Here is an 18,374-nt window from a genome sequence, read left to right on the forward strand (position 1 = left end):
GGTGATTCCACTGGAATCACTTTGAGCACCGACCAAGGTGATTCCACTGGAATCACTTTGAGCACCGACCAAGGTGATTCCACTGGAATCACTTCGAACGCCGGTCAGGGTGACTCCATTCGCCAGCCCCCGAAAAACAGGGTCTCCAACAAAAAACCATTCCAATCAAGAAACGGTTTGTTACTGACCCTGAGTTACACGCGCAGGCAGTCTTGCCTCGCCCTATCAATCATTTCTTATAAAGGAAGCGCTCAGCATGGCTGACAACTTTCAGCTCAACCTCGGTTCATTGCGAAGCAGCGTCAACCTGACCCTGCACACCCACCATGCCTCGCGCCTCTGGTTTGGTCGTCAACGCACCGAAGGCAAGCCTGGCATGATCGGCCTGAGCGGCTTTGCCAACATCCTCAATCGCATCAAGCGTGGCTGTGAACAGGACGATCCTTATTCGGACTGGTTTCTGATCCTTATAGAAGAAAAGATCGAAGCCTCTGAACAGGAAATGAAAGATATCGACGCCAGGCTGGACGAGGTTATGGCCTCACTGCCCCCGATGCTGTCGATTGGCCAAAACCTGTCCGTGCAACCGGTGACACTGCCGCTGTTCCTATCCACGCCGCTGGCGTTCAAAGCGGTCTTCTTGCTCACGGCCTACGACGAGCTGGTGCGGCGCATTCTGCTGGCCAGCCACGTCGGTCTTATAGACAACAACGCCAAAGGCCAGTGGCTCGATGAGGGGGCCGCAATACTGCGTCGTCTTTTCGGCCTGAGTCAGCGCTGGAAGTTCTCGGGAGCAAGCCGGGATGATTTTGCGGCAAAGAACGCACGTTCCGAACAGGCTCGTGAGATGTACGCATCGTTCGGTGAAATCCCCCAAGACATCCTGGAAGGAACACGCAAATCAAGCTTCGCGCCGTCCGCCGCCGCGACATCAACTACCACAATCAATGATGACGATCACGAGGATGGCTTCGAGGAGACCATCACGCTGGGCCTGCCCCATCAAGACATGCCTGATCCTGAGTCCGACAAGTGAGCAGCGTGACGGCCAACACTGCGTATCAGACTCAAGAGGGTCACAGTCTGCAACAGGGTGCCTTCCAACCCCTGCAACAGGATGCCTTCATCGGACTGCAACACGCGCCCTTCCTAAAAGGCCTTTTAAAACCTTTTAAAGGTAAGGGGGGGATGCTCCAGTTGGCGGAGTTATGCCGGTCCCTTGAAGGTGATTTGAATGCGCTGGCCGAAGATCAAGTGCTGGCCCAGGCGAACAGACATCCCTACACCCTTCTGCCTGTCCGGATGGTTCGGCAACGAACAAGTGCTGGCACAGTTTTTCTCCGCTGGCAGGAAATGGGGACGCGCCAGATGGGCGTCAATGTCTGGTCCAACTTGCTGGCCGACCCCAGAACACCCGAATCACTGCTCCAGGATCTGCACTCCATGGAACAGCAGCGCGTCGCTTTGAATATGCAAATAAGCCTGGTCCATACCATCGGCCGGCAGGCCGCCGAATGTGCCGAAAAGATGGCCCAGGCAGATGCCGTTTACTCAGGACGGCTGCAACAGATCTCACTATCCAGCGGCACTACACCGCATACCCCGAAGGAGTCCTAACATGGGCACATCAGTAGATTGGGAAGGCAACATCGGCTCTGTTCCAGAATTCAAGGAATTTGCCAACGGCAACAAGGATCCACGCCGCTTGCTACGGCTGAACGTTTACTTCGACAACTCGATTCCGAAAGCCGATGGATCAGGCTATGAGGACCGGGGCGGATTCTGGGCCAACGTAGAGCTTTGGCATAAGGACGCAGAGCACTATGCCAACATTTATCAGAAAGGCATGAGGGTGCTGATCCATGGTCGGGCGGTCATGGATACCTGGACCAAAGATGGGGAGGAAGTTACTGCGTTGAAGGTGCAGGCTTCACGTGTGGCGATCCTTCCAGCAAGAATTGAAGCCGTGCATTTAACCCAGTCCCAGACTCAACAGGCGGCGCGCGCTCAACAGACTCAACCTGCCCGACCAGCGCAGAACGACCACGATGCATTGCTGGATTTCGACGACGATATTCCGGTGTAGAGCATCCGAGCGAAAAATCGCGCGCTCTGCGTGATGCTGCTGGTGGAAACGAAACTGATCAGCGTCGTTCTCCATCGGCAGACTAATTCTCATGAAACTGATCCTATTTGGGTATCGCTATGATGAAGTCACGGGTTTCCGAACAGCAATTACCCTTCTCCAAAAACGCGCCTTCCGCGTGGTGCTTCTGAAAAACAAACAAAACGACGTCGTACTCCACCGACTAAAAACCTCATGCAAAATATAACACCAGGATCTTTTAACGATGAAAGCGCTAATTCTAGTTTCTGCTTTGGTTCTATTCGGCAGTGGTTTGGCAGCTGCTGTTGATCGTAAATTAGTAGAGTTCACTGTAGAGGATGAAAGCCAAAATACGACTGTCCTGATCCCGGAAGGCAGGCCAACTCCCTTTGGGAATTTCGGCGGAAACATGCGGTCATTTGGATGTGCTTTCGAGTCAAGCACGGCTGACACTCAGTTTTCCGTGGATCTCAGCTCAGGGATCTACACTATAATTCTTCCTTTTGAGAGTGATGAGCGGGGCGTTACGGCATATGTATCGATTACGAAACGCTCAGCTATAATCGAAAAAACTGCTGACGTATCTGGCAGTTGCAAACTCCCGATTGGGGTCAATACTTCGACGGGTGCCACATATCTTGGTCAATTTCCTTGGAATACAGCTGTGCCTGTGAAATTTGCGGATGGCTCAGTTGTAAACCTCACGGCAAATCAGCCGGTTGAAATCAAAAAAAAATAGCGTTTTGTCGAAGAACAGCTCTATCCGTGGATCACCAGGTTCTAAAGAATCGCTCACCTCGGCAATCCCAAGTTACGATAAATCTCTCACTGGTCGAAGCTCATGAGTCTCAACAACTTTGTTACCTATGTCATCCGCATGCCAAACGACACCGCGTCAAGGACCGCCCTGACTACTGAATTGAATGAGGTGGTTATCAGGAATGGAGGGGAGTTGACCGGAACATCACTGGAGGATGAAATCACGCTCAATGAGCTATTTGAAGCACGCATGAACGACCTGGATGTCCAAGAAGCTCGGAGGGCAGCTCAGGAGCTGGCGACAGCTGAATACCTCGAAGATTGAAAAAATCGCCTCGTTCGTGAAGTCTTGGATGTATCCGATCTACTCCACGGGAATCCTCTGTTGTGAGAACAACCCCTACAGCGACGCATGAGACTTCGGATCGGCGTCGATTCAACAACCCTCACCATGCTGTGATGCTCGCGGGTGCTGAAGCGGCGCTTAAAGGCATCCCTCTCCACGAATGCCCCTACCGGCATCCAGCTATGCGCGCATCGTGGCTAAAGGGGTTTGCCCAGGAGCAACAACAAAGCTTCAATTTCTGACTCAGCGCGGTTAATACTCTCCCTCTCGTTTACGGTTACGCATGGCGAGCGCAGATCAGGTCTAGGACAGTGCTGCCTCAAGTCACTTTGAGCTCATTGATTCATGACCGCCGAGCCTAATTGCGAGACAACTTTCGTTCAAACTCTTCTCGATATTGCGAAATTCCCAGAGCGTCATCGTGCTGTTGCTAACACTTGGGCTGATCATTTCGACGTGCCGCCGGAGCGACGTGACGAGTTCATTCTCAACTACCTGAGTCACACCTCTTCAACTCGATGCTGGTGCGTGTCTCTCCATAACGATGACTCGGTTGCACGTCCAACTGTGGCGCGCCTGGGCAGGCAGCTTCAATACTTCGATGGCCAGCTGATTTCAGCGGTGCGATTTGATGAGAAGAGAAAAGTCCCAGGCCACGCACCCACGCCGAAGCGAGCTTTGAAGCTGGCTCATCAGTTGATTACTCATGATGGTGCGGACGCGATTCTGACGTCATTCTGCAAACACGCACGGGACCTGGCGCGATATGAATCAGAACTTAGTATAAGACCGCTGGTGAAATACGATTTATGGCCGCTTAGTTCAGAAGGCAGAAACAAACGTTTTTACGCCCCACGCGACCGCTTTTACATCACCTGTATCGGCGCGGCACTGAAGAGGTTTTCTCAGAGTCTCGATCAGGAGCTGCTGCATGCAGTGCGTTCTGTGCAGTGTCCATCCGCCAAACTTTACAACTGGCTCGCTCAAGGCGACCGCAAACGACGACTACAAGCCTTGAAAGCACAACCGGTATTGGTGCCGGTATTGATCGTTGGGGTTGGAATGCCTTGGCCCAAGATTGCAGGTGGACTGTTGGTGGAATGCCCATGGGGCGACCTTCAGGAGTTTTGCTGCTCATGGGAGGGGGAAACCGTCATGGACGGGGCCGGGTTCTTAGGACGAGCCGTAGACACAGGCTTGCCTTTAAACAGGGTCTTGGCATGGTTGTTCTCAGTCCCGACATCCGCGATCCGATTCCTTGGCCAGCAGCGGGTCTACGACACCGGCAGCGCACTCAGTCGTTTGAACTCCGAGGGCCTTGAGGCAGGCTGGGAGCATTTGATCGCGGGCTCTGTGCTAGGCAATCGTCGCCCGAGAACGAAAGCAGAATGGCGTTTTTTCTATGCGTTCAGATCAGCTATTCCATTGCAAATACTTCGACCCTTGCGTGACATGAACAATCTTTTGGCGGGCTGCCCTACTGACTGGGCGGATCCTGCTTGGTCAGATATAGCGGCCAAACTGGTTGATTTCAGAGAGCTGTTAGACAATCTCGACAGGGCTAATAGTGAAGAGGCGCGAAGCACCAAGCGGCGTCTGCACGAGTTTGTGGGGGGGTTGAACTTTCGCCAAATATTCAATGTGATCGATGCTTTCCACGGAGCACTCGTAGACATCAGAGCGAGGATGGAGCGGGATATCCCGCCTGAGCCATCTGACTGTTTCACAACGTGGCCGGGGCTGCTGCTGGGGAGTGATCCAATCACCTGCAGTGTGACCGGTTTGCAGATCGTCGAATTGCGCTGCCCAGCAGACCTAGACCAGGAGCATCGCTCTCTGGGTCATTGCATCGACACATACGACTACCGCGCATATTCGGGCGACTGCCGACTCCTATCAATCCGATCTGGTGGACTGCCGCAGGCATCGGTCGAGCTCATACTCAGAGCGGGCCGTAATGAGCGGGCGACGGGGGAATTGACACTTCAGCATCTGCACATCGCTCAGATCAGAGGCTACAAAAACGCGACCCTGGAGGCTCATTCGGCGGTGATGAACGCCTTCGAGATATTCATGGTAGCAGTCAAAAGCGGTCGTATTCCCGTGCTCCTGCACTGGCCAAATATGGCGATGAAGATGGCGCGTTACGCTGACAATAATTCGATCTTCAACATCCGATTTGCAGAAGAAATCGTGGGCTGGGTTAACACCTTGCTGGACAGGGGGCTCTGATGATGGGATCGCCCCGATTGATGAACAAACGCCCAGTGTTACTGCGTAAAGCCATTTACGATGGCTACGACTTCGGGCTGTCACTGAGTTATCTCGAAGGTGCTAACAAGCTGTTGTTGCGCCGGGGTGGGTTTTTCATACGCCGAACTGATCATCCGCTGAATCAGTTCTGGCGCGTGCCCAAGGCCAAGCTGCTCGATGACCTCGATGTGCTGTACCGAGAACTGGCTGAGCTCGCGGATGGAAAACACATCGAAAGCTGGCAAGCATTCAGGGACAGGATTACCGCTGCCCAGTCCGATACGCACCGTGACGCATTCACCTGGGGGATGAAGTTCCGGCTCGCGCCGTTGGCTGAAGGTGGTGTGATCCTGTCAGGGGATTTTCATCCTGGGGCGGTAGCAATCGCCAAGCGCATGCGTGGAGTGTTCCTCTCGGCAGGCAAAGCCTGGCGGGTAACGGGCACAGCAGAGTTGGTGCGTAGCAACCTGATTCTGGAACTGGGCTTGACCGAGGATCAGTTCGAAATTCTGGATTCCCTGCAGGAGTTGCTCGCTGACGGGTCGGTCAAGGCGGTGAGTGAGGTCACCAGTATCAGTCTGGGTGGTCACTCTCCGGAGTCGACCAAAAGCGAAGAGGAAGTTTCAGACTCAGGTATCTACCTGGCATCTGTCCCATCGATCAAAAACACCGAGCTGACCAGCGCCGAGATCAATAAGGCGCTGGGAGGGTTCTCGCTGATGGAGCATCAGCCAGCAGGTATCAGGCACCTGCTGCAGCGCACGAGTGCGCTGCTGGCCGACGATATGGGGCTGGGCAAAACTCGCCAGGCGGTGATTGCAGCTGGTATACGCGCCCAAGGCAAACAGGTGCTGGTGATTGTGCTCAACAGCCTGATCATCAACTGGCAGCGCGAGATCCTGATGGTGTTTCCCCAAGCTCAGATCGCCATGCAAACCTTTGATGCCAGTGCTGGCTGGATCATCGTGAACTACGAGAGGCTGGGTGATTTTGTCATGCACGCGAGCCGTTTCGCGGTGATGGTCATTGACGAGGCTCACCGACTCAAGGAACCCACTGCAGCGTGGACACGCCACGGCTTCGACATTGCTGCCCAGGTACAAAACCGCTACCTGTTGACGGGCACGCCAGTGCTCAATCGCGAAGCGGAGCTGCACACACTGCTGAGGCTTTCGGGCCATCCAATCGGACAACTGCCCCTCAATGAGTTCTGCGAGCGATTCGCCGGCAGTCCTGAGTTTCGCAAGACGCTTAGAGATGAAATATCTGACTGGATGCTTCGACGCCGCAAGGATGTGCTGCCCAACCTGAAGGGGAAGCAGCGCCAGACTGTGCCGGTGATACTCAGCCAGGTAGAACGTGACGAGTACAATCAGATCATGCGCAGCGACCAGCACCGATTCGCAAGGCTGGGCGCACTGCGCCAACTGCTCGAGCGCGTGAAGGTACGGATCCTCGCGGATCTGATGGCCGAGCTGGACGTGGACGACAAGGTGATCCTCTTCTGCGAGTATCAGGAGTCCGTGGCCACGTTGCGTGAGCACTGCCTCAAGATGGGCGTGGGGTGCGTGACGTTAGTAGGTAGCGACTCGCCCAAGAAGCGACAGAAAGCGATTGATGCTTTTCAGCAGGACCCGGACTGCAGGGTGTTTATCGGCACCCGGTCGGCCGCCGGCACTGGTTACAACCTGACCGCCGCGAACTATGTCTTTTTTCTGGGGCTTCCATGGACACCGGGGCTGCAGGACCAAGCTGAGGATCGAGCCTATCGCAACGGTCAGTTACGCATGGTTGTCGTCAAGATCCCTTTGGCCGAGGACACCATCGACCAGCAGCTATGGCAGATGCTCAGGGACAAGCGCGCCTTGGCCAGCGATCTGATCGATCCGGAAGCGGAGGAGTCGAGCAAAAAGGCTCTTGCCGAGATCCTCTGATTCACTGTGGCGGGTTGCCATGCATTTGAGCTATGTTGCTGAGGCCTGAATATCCAGGCGGATGTACTCTCAAGGAACGACGATGGCCAAGCCTACAACTATTGCCGAAATTAACGCGCTGTACACCTACAAAGATGAAGTTCCAAACGGAACGAACGACGGGAAGCTGGTTTCTTGCGGACAGCACGGCGATTATAACGAGCTCAAAACCGTGTATAAAACCAAGCTCAAGGAGTCCGTTGATGCAAAGGATATAACTGAGCAGGATGCAATCGATATTCTTCACTCTGCATGCAAGCTCGTTGCAAATCCTCGCAAGCGCGAAGACTTTTATGATCACATTGATGAAAAGCTGAAAGAGTTGATCGACTGATCAATTTTCCTGGAGGGTGGCCGCTACTGCCCTCCTTTCCGTAATGCGTCCCTCCCCAATAACCTGAATCGATCCGTTAAGGGTTTAGCAGTGCTTTGCAACCTGAGCGCTGGCACCTTGGCCACCATCAAGAAATGGGGTCAAGGCACACATGATCAGGCAGCTTTCCACACTTTCCATACTCGCGCTGTTCGCCGGATGCACATCTGTAGCGGACAAACCGGTTGGGCCTGCTTTCGACAGCAGCCAGAATCCTGAGCTGCTCTCGCCAGACCTGTACTCAAGTGGCGCAAAGTCCGGCCAGGAGCCGATGGTCCGCTATGGTCGATACGCTCTGGTGAATACCGCCCCAGAAGCCGAACAGCGTGACCTGATGGCCCAGATCATCGATGTCAGCATTCCGGCCAATATGCATCCGTCCGTCCAGGATGCGATGCAGTATGTGGTCAGCCGCTCAGGCTACACCTTGTGCCCACCGAGCACCGGTCACGTAAACATCTTGTTCACACGCCCTCTTCCTGCTGCCCAGTACAAGCTCGGACCAATGAGCCTGCGCAACACGCTGCAGGTACTGGCCGGTCCGGCATGGCAGGTCAAGGTCAACGAAGTCACGCGCGGTGTTTGTTTTGTACTGCGGCCAGGTTACCAACTGCCGGAGACGTCTAAGCCCATGGCACTGGCTCAACCTGCGCAACCGGCCAGCACTGGATCAACCTCGGTAGCCAGCACCTCCCCAGCCGTTACCGTTGTAACTGCCCCGGCAACAGGAACCCCATTCAGCAAGGACACACCCCCTGCAGGGCAACCGCAAACCACGGTCGTCACGCAGGCAAAAGCGCAACCAGCTGCATCCATCAGCACCCCAGCCAAGGAAGGCACCCCTACACAGCAAAAGCCGACTCCTGTGAGCGCGGCTCCGGCGAAGGCCACATCTCAGACCACGGTCACCAAGAGCATCGCTTCGACCAGCCAGGCTTCGACAAAACCTGAACCTGCAGCGAAACCCGTCGCAACGGTTGTGCCACAGCAAACGTGGAACGCGCCTGTGGGCAGTACCTTGCGTCAATCGGTCGAAGACTGGGCCAAGCGGGCCGGCTGGCAGGTTATCTGGGTGCCGGAGGATCTGGACTACCCCATCGAAGCACCCTTGAGTTTTACAGGCTCCTTCACCTCGGCAGTCAGGCAGATATTCCCACTGTACGACAATGCCAAACGGTCCTTTGTGGTGGACGGTAATGAAGGAAATGGTCAGCAGGTTCTGCACGTATCGGAGAGGAAAAAATGAGCATGCCCTTCATGCGTCAGACCGCTCTGTGCCTCGCTGTTTTGTTGGCATCAGCCTGCTCAGTCCAACGGGTGGATGAAGCCGCTGCACGGGCAGAGGCTACCGCCGATTCTGCTGGCCGTTACGCGGCTATCCAGCGTAACAAGCAGAAGCAGGAACGGCGCGACACAGTGATATTCAGCGACAAACCCTGGGTTTCAACGCAGCCAGTTGTTGCGAGACGAGGTATCCCCTCCAAGTATGACTGTGAGGTCGCATACCGGCCTGCTGGCAGTGTCGGAATTGCTGAAATCGCCCAGTACATTTCTGGCCAGTGCGGGATCCCCGTACTTGTCTCGCCGGATGCGCTCAATCCTGGCCTGCTGAACGCCAATGCACCTGCCCAAGGCAACAATGCTCCTCCAATCAGCACTGCCCCCAACCCTGACAGCCTGGCCGGACTTTTGCCTGCAGGCATTACAGGCGGCTCCAACCTGGCGCAGGCCTCTCAGGGCAGAAGCTCTGACTTCGCATCGATGCTGACACCGAATCTCGTCAGTGGGTTGCGCTACTCGGGGAAAGCTTCGGGTCTGCTGGATGACGTCACCGCGCGGCTGGGACTCACCTATCGATTCAATCCCACCTCACGGTCAGTGCAGGTCAGCTATTTCGATACCAAGGTGTTCGACGTCTACGCATTTGGTGACGTGCAGGAAATCAAAAGCACCGTCAGATCCGGTATGACCACCTCCTCAGGTTCTGGCAGTGGTTCGTCGAGCGGATCGTCCTCAGGAAGCAGTTCTTCGGGCGTTTCAGGTGACTCGGGCAGCAACCAGAGCACGACAGTCACACTCAACACATCGATCTTGACTGACATCCAGAGCAACGTGAGGGCCATGCTTAGCACGTCGCCGCCTGGTCGCATGTATCTGTCGCCCTCGACAGGGACGTTGACCGTGACAGACCGGCCAGACGTGCTTTCGAACGTTGAGACCTATCTGGCCAAGACCAACCACGCGATCACCCAACAGGTGCTGTTCAACGTGAAGGTCTTTGAGGCGACTCTGACCGACACCGATCAGCTGGCTTTGAACTGGGCGGCCGTCTACAACTCGCTGAGCACAAAGTGGGGCCTGTCTCTGTCGAATACTGTGCCAGGCATCAGCTCCAGCGCTATCTCCGGCTCTGTAGGCATTGTAGATACAGCCAACTCCGCCTGGGCAGGTTCCAACGCGATCATCCAGGCAATCGCAGAACAGGCCCGGATCTCGAATGTTCGCTCGCCGTCCGTGACCACATTGAATCTGCAGCCTGCTCCACTGCAGATCGGTAACGTTCAAGGCTACATCCCATCGGTTCAAACCAACACCACTGCATCAGTGGGCTCCAGTACGGCAATTACTCCAGGCACGATCACCTCCGGCTTCAACATGACGCTGCAACCACGCTTGATGGACGACGATGAGATGCTGCTCATGGTTTCGATCAACATGAGCTCCAAACCTACCTTCGAGCCATTCACCAGCAACGGCTCCAGCGTTCAGATCCCCAACTACGATGCGAAAAGTCTGTCGCCAAAAGTGAAGCTCCGCAGCGGTCAGACATTGATCCTGTCGGGCTTTGAGGAGCTCAGCGACAACACGGACAAGATCGGCACAGGTTCACCTGGATTCTTCGGTCTTGGCGGTGGTCGTAAGCGCACCTCGTCAAAAAGCATTCTGGTGGTGCTGATCACCCCGATTGTGACCAACTGACATGGCGAACCCGTTCTCTCTGTTCCGAAAGCGCGCCCCGCGCGCTCAATTGCCCAGCGACGGCAAAGTTCAGATTCTGACTTATCACGGTAGATCTTTCGTGACAGGCCTACTGTGGCACCCGTTGGGTAGCCTTACTGGCTACATGAAAGAAGCACGACAGTTCGGTCGCGCCCAAGAAATGGACATTGTCGCCATCAGGCATACCGAGTCGGTGATTCAGGCCGGGTTCGTTTCGCAGAATGACGGCGCAGTCAAAGGCATGTATTCCCTTGCAGCATCACTCGCTGGGCAACTGGGCGCATCGTGGCTGGCTGCCTGGAGGATCGAGGACGCCGATGACAGATACGCCTTGGTCGCAGTGTACCGAGGCGCGGTCATCCCGGGAGCAGACCTGGTAGGCAGCAGTGAGGAAATAAAAAAGAAGGTGGCTCAGCAGCTGAGCCGCTCGATGAGCTTCGACAAGATCTTTCTCCCGCCGGAGTTTGCTCGCGGTGGCGAACGATTCGACCCAGATACATTGTTGCAGCCATCAAATCTCAAGCGCGAATACAAGCTGACACCGCTGGCATTCGGCCGGTCCAGACAGGAACTGCTGAAAGCCGCTGTGATTGGTTCGTTGGTCGTGGTCGGCCTGATTGGGTGGCAGCAATGGAACGAACATAAGCTGCAACTTGCTCGCCAGGCGCAGGAAGCGGCAGAGGCGGCAAGGCAAGCTGAACTGGATGCCCTGAACCAGCGAACAAACTCACCAGTTGTGATCGAGGCGCTTGTGCATCCGTGGGTAAAACAGCCTTCTGTCCCAGTTTTTCTTGAAGGTTGTAACGGCGCAATCGACCAGTTACTACCGGCAATCGAAGGGTGGCTATTCGTCTCCGCTAAATGCGACGGGACGCTGATGTCGGCCAACTACAACCGCACTGGCAACAGCACCACGATGGCTTTCACCGCTGCTACTGCGGGCTACTTTGCTGATACGCCCGCGTTCTACGACGAGGGCAACATGGCCGCTGTGAAGCTCACCTTCGAGCTGCCGCTTGCGGGTGATGACGTTCTGAATCCTGCAACGCAGGCCTTGGACAGCATCACTTCATGGCTGCAAGCCCAAGACCTGCAGCCCAAGATCACGGAAGTACCTGTGACGGTTGTCCAGCCACCAGCGTTGCCTGGCCAACCAGCGCCTCCACCACCACCGCCCCCGGATTATCGACACTTCGAAATCCGCTACACGAGCCTGTTGCCGCCAGCGATTGTTCTCCAAGGCGTGCAAAGCACTGGAATGCGCCTGCGTGAAATCAAAACCGACTTTCAAGACGGCAAATTAACCTGGAACGTCATAGGTGACCTCTATGTGCATTAACACTCGCGCCTCAATTCTGCTGACCTTTCTGTTGTCCTGCGTAGCCGCCGGGAACATGGCCGTCGCGGCTGATCCATCTCCCACCGACATCAGTCGGATCAACATTGGCGAGCTGTCCCAGGTGCAGAGTGAAACCCTTCTCTTCAAAGCTCAGGCGGCGCGAGCTCGTGCCAAGGAAGACATCGTAAACGGGGGCAAGACATCTACGTCTGCGCCGGTTCAAGTAACGCAGACCGCTTACACGATGCCCGCCCCGGCCAGCAATACCGCACCGCAGTTGCCGGTGGTCAAGACCGTGTTCAGGACGAATAACGCCCTGTATGCCACGTTGCTGTATGGAAGTGGTTTCGAGGTCGATGCATCAGTTGGCAATGCTGAGCTGCCAGGCGGGTTCAAGGTAATCAGCGTGTCCCTCGACAGCGTTGTACTGAGCCATGACGGACGCCGATATCCCCTAGGGTTCTCGACCAGGGCACCCATTGGTTCGGTTGACGCGCCCCAAATGTCACTGCAGACACTCAAGCCTATAACTCCCGGCCAGCCCTCGGCTATGAGTCCGCTGTCCAGCATGTCGCAGGAGTTACAGCGATGAGCGGCGCGGTACGAATTGAGCCAGAAATTGAGGCTGATCCGTTGGCACATCAGGTCACCCGACCGACTGCGCTCGTGCAACCGATAACCATCGCCATGCAGTCTGACGTGGTCGGAACGGTCCTGACTGCGGAGGGACAGCGGTTGGGGGATATCACCAGCGAGTTGCGTCAGCTGGTTGCCCTGTTAGCACCTGCCACTATGGCCGAGGAAGCAGAACTGCTCGTGTCGTCTCAGCACATGCACGACCCTTATGTGATGGCATTTATGGACCGCCTTGACCGAGCCGGAGTGCCGTTTCAGATCATCAGCAGCACGCTCAGCGAGATAAAGTCGCTGTACCAAAACGCCGGCAAAGCTTTCACCGGATCTGTAGACAGTACCCAGCGCCAGCAAGAGGTGATTCGTATCATTGGCGCGGCCCATGCACGACGCGCTTCCGACGTGCATTTCATCGTTGGCCACGAAATCACCTACATCAAGTTCCGTGAGGACGGTCTCTTGCGGGAGTACGGGCAGATCCAGAGCGCCGTAGGAAATGAGCTCTGTTCTTCACTCTTCAACTCAATGTGTGACGTCAAATCCGAGGGCTACTATCAACCGGAGTTGAAACAGGACGCGCGCATAGCTCGCACCTTCCTCGATCAATTGGGACTGTCCGGAGCCCGTGTAGCCACACGCCCTTTGGTCGACGGGCCCCTGATGGTGCTGCGTCTGATCTATGACGATCAGGAGAAACAGTCCGTAGACGATCTGGGGTTTCTGCCACAACAGAATTTGCTGTTCAAGAGGCTTCGAAGCCTCCCTTACGGCGTGATCATATTGACCGGTCCGACTGGATCGGGGAAATCGAAGTCGCTTCAGGTGCAGATCAACCTTCTGGCTGAAGAATGCAAGGGCACGAAACATATCCTTACCGTTGAGGACCCGCCCGAATATCCGATGCGTGCAAATCAGTCCCCTCTTGCCAGCAATGAGACATGGGGAGAATCCATTACAAACTCCGTGCGACTCGACCCCGACATACTTATGTACGGGGAGATTCGCGATCTGGAATCTGCTCAGGGAGCATTGCGCGGTGGTATGACTGGCCACCTCGTTTTAACAACTTTACACACCAACAACGCTGTAGCAGCAATCCCTCGGCTGATCGACATGGGGGCTGATACAAGCCTGGTCACCGACCCAACACTCATCGTCGGCCTTATCAACCAGTCTTTGCTGCCTACGTTGTGCAGGAAGTGTCGCGTGCCTGCGCACAGCCAGATCAGTACCTTGGATCCGCAGCTGGTCGAGCGGCTTGAAAAGATGACCGTGCTGGATCAGGTCTATCTGACCGGGCCTGGTTGCTCTCTATGCCGTGACGGGGTGAACGGCAGGGCCGCTGTCGCAGAAATTATTCTCCCGACCCACCGGTTCATGGAGGAGATCCGAAAGAATGGCCCAAGCGCTGCGCGTCAGTATTGGGTCAAGCACATGGGTGGTATCACGAAGGTTGCTCACACGCTCATCAAGATTAATGCGGGGCTGATTGACCCGCGTATGGCGGAGGCCGTAGTAGGTCCACTGGATTTTGACAGCTACATGCTGGATGCCGAGTCAACCGAGGCAGAAGCCTATGCTCAGTAAGGTGATGGACGCTTGGACTGGGTTTGTAGATAGCTTTTACAGAAACCAGTTCGGAGGCAATGAGCGTATCCGGCTGTACGACAGCATGACCGCTTTGCTGGAGAATGGGGTGCCACTCGACCTGGCCCTTGATCGTATTGGATCAATCTACAGTGATGGTGGCCGCCGTGCTCGACATCCGATCGCCCTTGCCAGCTATGGCATAGGCAAAGCTGTGGACGGCGGCAAGACGCTGGCCCAGGCATGCCTTAACTGGGTGCCTTATCAGGAGCACGCCGTCATCAGCGCCGGTGAGAAGTCAGGGAACTTGATCCAGGCATTCAGCGACTGCGTGCGCATCATCGAGGCTCGGCAAAAAGTGATGAGCCTGGTGCTCTCAACGGCCTTGTACCCGATATTTGTCTGGAGCTTGATGGCCTACTTGCTGAACGTAGTCGCCACTCGGGTGGTGCCTGCCATGAGCCGCTCATCCAACCCAGAAGCCTGGTCCGGCGCACCAATGGTTCTGAACATGATCGCCACCTTTGTGACTAACTGGGGGCTGCTGACTTTGTGCCTTGTAGTGGTCCTGGTTGTCACCAGCGTCGTCACTCTGCCTTATTTCCGTGGGCCTTGGCGGACACGGCTGGAGATCTTGCCTCCCTGGTCAATCTACAAAGCGCTCCACGGCTCAACTTTCCTCCTCAATATCGCGGTCATGCTGCGAGCAAATATCGATCCGCTCGGAGCGTTGGACACGTTAAAGCGCGGGGCAAATCCGTGGCTGCGTGAACGCCTGGAAGCCGCTCACTATGGGGTTCGGATGGGTAAAAACTTCGGCGAGGCTTTGGATCTTTCCGGGCATGAATTTCCAGGCCACGAAGCGATTCAATTCCTGATTGTTCTCTCCACCACGCAGAGCTTCTCAGCAGCAGTGCACCGCTACAGCCTTCGCTGGTTGGAGATATCACTGAAACAGGTCGAGCGTTACGCAAAGACACTGTCCCTCGTATCCATGGTTCTGATCGGCCTGTTGATGATGCTGGTCATGGTCGGAGCCTACAGCATGACCGGCAATGCCACACAGGGCATGACGCACTGAGCACTACACCCGTTACCCACATACCCAGGACCACACACATGCAAAACATTACTCAATCCGCTCGGGCGAACCAGATCGGCTACATATCGGTTGAATTGCTATTCGTTCTCATCGTTATTCTGATGGGGATGGGCTACGCCCTCTACAACGGTTGGAGCGCGATGGGCAGTTCGGACGTCAACAACGAGCAAGGTAACGTCGGTCAACTGATCGCCAACACTCGCAAGCTCAAAGGCAGTGCCGGTTACGGAGCGTCAGGGACCGATCTGATCGCCCAGCTCAGCTCTATTAAGGGCCTTCCTAATATGTCCTTCTCCGGCGGCAAGATTTACAACGCCTGGAGTGGGCAGGTCACTGTGGTTGCCAATGGCATGACCTTCACAGTCACCGAATCGGGCTTGCCCCAAGATGCCTGCGTAACGCTGGCCACGACGATTGGACGCGGGCATAAGGTCACCACCGCTATCAATGGCGGCACGGCTGTGAGCGGCGAGGTGAGTTCTGCTAATGCTACTAGTGGCTGCACTACAGACAGCAACACCCTCGCTTGGACGGCCTACTGAGCATGAGCCCGATCATCGACACGCCCTTTGTAGACCTCTATCTGGGGCCGGATTTCACGGACGTAAAAGGCCTGGATGGCCAGAGCGGACGTGTCGAGGCTCCGGAGAACTGGAAAGAAAGCGCCCAGCTTTTACGAGAGGAATGCTCCAAGCATTTTGAAGTGCATCAGGATCCTGAGTTCTCGTTGATCAAAGACGGGACGGTGCTTCGCGTCACTCAGATACCCGATGCCTTCGGCCAGGCTGTCTTCGTACTGCGCAAATCAAATGCGCAGGTGCGGCAGTTCGACCAGTTGGGTTTTCCAGAAGACCTGGTCGAATCGTTGCTTACAAAGCATGTGCGCGGCCTGGTGATTTTCTGTGGCGAGATGGGCACTGGAAAGACCTCAAGCGCGGCTTCGCTAATCATCGCCAGGCTAATTGCGTGTGGTGGGATAGCGTTGGCTGCAGAGGATCCTGCCGAGACAGATTTGAACGGTCGTCACGGACCTGGTCGCTGCATCCAGATGCAAGTTTCAAGACGCAATGGGGGTTATGAGGAGGCTCTGATGAGGGGCCTTCGCTCTGGCGCGGACATGATGCTTATCGGGGAGATCAGAGACACCCCGACAGCAGTTCAGGCGGTACGAGCGGCGATCAACGGCCTGTTTATCATCACCACAGTCCACGCGGGAACAGTACCGCAGGCGATTGAGCGAGTAGCGACACTTGCGGAGCCGGCCATCAGCAACGTCCGATCAATTCTGTCACAGGGTTTGGTAGCTGTAGCTGCGCTTGCCCTCGAAGGTGAAGGCGAAATGCGACATCTGAAGATACAGAGCCTTTCACTAACTGGACCTGACGGCCCTGGTATTCGCGAGAAGATCCGTTCAAATCAGATCGCGATGCTTAGCCAGGATGTGGATCAACAATCGAACAGGAGCATCTGGGGATGAATCTTTTCAAGCCCAGCCGGACCAGAACAAACGGTTTCGTGATAGTAGAGCTGCTCTTCGGCTTGATCATTTTTGCCATTGCGTCGGCCATTGGCGTTTCGCTGGTCGCAGACAGAATGGATGCGCAGAACTATCAGATCGCAGCTCAGCAACAGCAGCAGATCGCAGAGGCCGCTTCTAAATACCTAAAGGACAATTTCTCAACGGTCTATGGATCGGCGGGTACAACCACTCCCGCGACGATTACTCCACAGATGCTACGGAACACCAACTATCTGCCAGCCAGCTTCAGTGACACAAATGCATTCGGTCAGCGCTTCGTGGTGCTTGCCCGAAGGGTCAACGTCAATCAGCTAGAATCCATCGTGATCACTACCGGCGGACAGGCTATCGATGAGATCGGTACACGGACGATTGCGGAAAATATGGGCGCGCCTGGTGGCTTCATCCCGTTCAACAACACCGGCGTTATTCAGGGAGTACGAGGCGGCTGGCAACTTGCGCTGAGCAACTACGGCATCAACCCAGGTGTTGGCCACACTGCGAGCGCCTTGTTCCTCCAGGATGGCACTCTCTCCAACGACTACTTGTACCGCAACGCCATCCCAGGCAAGCCCGAACTCAATCGCATGAACACGGCGCTCAGTATGGGAGGAAACAATGTCAACGATGTGGCTGCATTGAACGCCTCTGGAACAGTGACAGTTGGGGGGAATGTCGACACTGCTGGATCAGTGAACGCCACTGGTAATGTGAATGCGTCGGGATCTGTCACAGCCCAGGGCAATGTGAGTGCGTCCGGGAGCGTCACAGCTCAGAACAACGTCGTCGCCGCAGGCGATGTATACGCCCAGTCGGTGAATGCCTCGGCCAACCTCACGGGCGCTGCTGCCCGAATATCAGGCGAGACTGTCACAGGCGGCTGGTTTCGCACTCAGGGCGACACCGGCTGGTACAGCGAAAAATGGGGCGGTGGCTGGTACATGAGTGACTCAGACTGGGTCCGGGTCTACGGCGACAAAAATCTCTACACAGCCGGGAACATTCGGGGTGGGACAGTGACTTCGGAAGGTCGCGCGACCGTCGGTGAGTACCTGCAGCTCAATGGCGTGGCGACTGCCGGCACAGCCTGTGCTGCAAACGGTATGGTTGGTCGCACCAGTACGGGTCGATCGCTTTCATGTGATAACCAGGTCTGGGTGGTGAACGGTTCCAGTGCCCCTACCTGTACAGCGAAGACTATCAACGGTTACGACGCAAACGACGCGACTACCTATTCCTGCCCAGTCGGCTACACGAAAGTCGGATGGGACACCACCGGCTCCGGCCAGCGGAACAGTAGTACCCCGGGAATCGTGATAGGCCAGAACGACTACGCCACCATTTTCTGTTGCCAGTTTTGAGCAGGCTCATAGCAGTCATCGA

The 18,374-nt window shown here is 55.6% G+C and carries 18 protein-coding genes and 1 pseudogene; all 19 read left to right on the forward strand.

Features of this window, described 5'->3' with window-relative positions:
- Window positions 1-264 (forward strand): annotated as a pseudogene (locus tag RYC17_RS14015) (hypothetical protein); the annotation flags it as partial.
- The gene (locus RYC17_RS14020; protein ID WP_004396423.1) at window positions 257-1,036 is read left to right on the forward strand and encodes a PFL_4669 family integrating conjugative element protein; all 780 of its coding nucleotides are present in this window, start codon (window positions 257-259) and stop codon (window positions 1,034-1,036) included. The pseudogene RYC17_RS14015 and the gene RYC17_RS14020, both read left to right, overlap by 8 nt.
- On the forward strand, window positions 1,033-1,617 hold the full coding sequence (locus RYC17_RS14025; RefSeq protein WP_004396425.1) for a DUF3158 family protein: 585 nt from the start codon (window positions 1,033-1,035) through the stop codon (window positions 1,615-1,617). Before RYC17_RS14020 ends, RYC17_RS14025 begins: the two co-directional genes overlap by 4 nt.
- Window position 1,618: 1 nt before the next feature.
- A complete protein-coding gene (locus tag RYC17_RS14030) occupies window positions 1,619-2,086 on the forward strand; it encodes a single-stranded DNA-binding protein (RefSeq protein ID WP_004396429.1) in 468 nt (155 codons plus the stop codon).
- A 265-nt stretch (window positions 2,087-2,351) separates the two neighbouring features.
- Window positions 2,352-2,846, forward strand: a complete 495-nt coding sequence (locus RYC17_RS14035) for a hypothetical protein (protein WP_316903451.1) — start codon at window positions 2,352-2,354, stop codon at window positions 2,844-2,846.
- Between the two features lie 102 nt (window positions 2,847-2,948).
- On the forward strand, window positions 2,949-3,191 hold the full coding sequence (locus tag RYC17_RS14040; protein ID WP_316903453.1) for a hypothetical protein: 243 nt from the start codon (window positions 2,949-2,951) through the stop codon (window positions 3,189-3,191).
- A 62-nt stretch (window positions 3,192-3,253) separates the two neighbouring features.
- A complete protein-coding gene (locus RYC17_RS14045; RefSeq protein ID WP_074321440.1) occupies window positions 3,254-3,454 on the forward strand; it encodes a CrpP family ICE-associated protein in 201 nt (66 codons plus the stop codon).
- Window positions 3,455-3,557: 103 nt separating this feature from the next.
- Window positions 3,558-5,444 carry a PcfJ domain-containing protein gene (locus RYC17_RS14050; protein WP_316903455.1) on the forward strand — a complete coding sequence of 629 codons (1,887 nt, stop codon included), beginning with the start codon at window positions 3,558-3,560 and terminating at the stop codon, window positions 5,442-5,444.
- Window positions 5,445-5,446: 2 nt separating this feature from the next.
- Complete coding sequence (locus RYC17_RS14055; protein ID WP_316903568.1) at window positions 5,447-7,399, forward strand: DEAD/DEAH box helicase; 1,953 nt, start codon at window positions 5,447-5,449, stop codon at window positions 7,397-7,399.
- Window positions 7,400-7,481: 82 nt separating this feature from the next.
- Window positions 7,482-7,772, forward strand: coding sequence for a hypothetical protein (locus tag RYC17_RS14060; RefSeq protein ID WP_316903456.1), 291 nt, complete (start codon window positions 7,482-7,484; stop codon window positions 7,770-7,772).
- Window positions 7,773-7,923: 151 nt separating this feature from the next.
- A complete protein-coding gene (locus RYC17_RS14065; protein ID WP_316903458.1) occupies window positions 7,924-9,057 on the forward strand; it encodes a TcpQ domain-containing protein in 1,134 nt (377 codons plus the stop codon).
- On the forward strand, window positions 9,054-10,790 hold the full coding sequence (locus tag RYC17_RS14070) for a PilN family type IVB pilus formation outer membrane protein (RefSeq protein ID WP_316903460.1): 1,737 nt from the start codon (window positions 9,054-9,056) through the stop codon (window positions 10,788-10,790). The genes RYC17_RS14065 and RYC17_RS14070 overlap by 4 nt, the downstream gene beginning before the upstream one ends.
- A 1-nt stretch (window position 10,791) precedes the next feature.
- Window positions 10,792-12,150 (forward strand): type 4b pilus protein PilO2, encoded by a 1,359-nt coding sequence (pilO2, locus tag RYC17_RS14075; RefSeq protein WP_316903462.1) that lies wholly within the window; start codon window positions 10,792-10,794, stop codon window positions 12,148-12,150.
- On the forward strand, window positions 12,140-12,742 hold the full coding sequence (pilP, locus tag RYC17_RS14080) for a type IV pilus biogenesis protein PilP (protein WP_316903464.1): 603 nt from the start codon (window positions 12,140-12,142) through the stop codon (window positions 12,740-12,742). Before pilO2 ends, pilP begins: the two co-directional genes overlap by 11 nt.
- Complete coding sequence (locus tag RYC17_RS14085; RefSeq protein WP_316903465.1) at window positions 12,739-14,370, forward strand: GspE/PulE family protein; 1,632 nt, start codon at window positions 12,739-12,741, stop codon at window positions 14,368-14,370. The genes pilP and RYC17_RS14085 overlap by 4 nt, the downstream gene beginning before the upstream one ends.
- Window positions 14,360-15,451 carry a type II secretion system F family protein gene (locus RYC17_RS14090; RefSeq protein WP_257111952.1) on the forward strand — a complete coding sequence of 364 codons (1,092 nt, stop codon included), beginning with the start codon at window positions 14,360-14,362 and terminating at the stop codon, window positions 15,449-15,451. Before RYC17_RS14085 ends, RYC17_RS14090 begins: the two co-directional genes overlap by 11 nt.
- A 38-nt stretch (window positions 15,452-15,489) precedes the next feature.
- Window positions 15,490-16,014, forward strand: a complete 525-nt coding sequence (locus RYC17_RS14095) for a type 4 pilus major pilin (protein ID WP_005734830.1) — start codon at window positions 15,490-15,492, stop codon at window positions 16,012-16,014.
- Between the two features lie 2 nt (window positions 16,015-16,016).
- On the forward strand, window positions 16,017-16,949 hold the full coding sequence (locus RYC17_RS14100; RefSeq protein ID WP_029240894.1) for an ATPase, T2SS/T4P/T4SS family: 933 nt from the start codon (window positions 16,017-16,019) through the stop codon (window positions 16,947-16,949).
- Window positions 16,946-18,352, forward strand: a complete 1,407-nt coding sequence (gene pilV, locus RYC17_RS14105; RefSeq protein ID WP_316903469.1) for a shufflon system plasmid conjugative transfer pilus tip adhesin PilV — start codon at window positions 16,946-16,948, stop codon at window positions 18,350-18,352. The genes RYC17_RS14100 and pilV overlap by 4 nt, the downstream gene beginning before the upstream one ends.
- Window positions 18,353-18,374 lie beyond the last annotated feature (22 nt).

Origin of the sequence: Pseudomonas syringae group sp. J248-6, assembly GCF_032586995.1 — a bacterium.
Classification (GTDB): domain Bacteria; phylum Pseudomonadota; class Gammaproteobacteria; order Pseudomonadales; family Pseudomonadaceae; genus Aquipseudomonas; species Aquipseudomonas amygdali.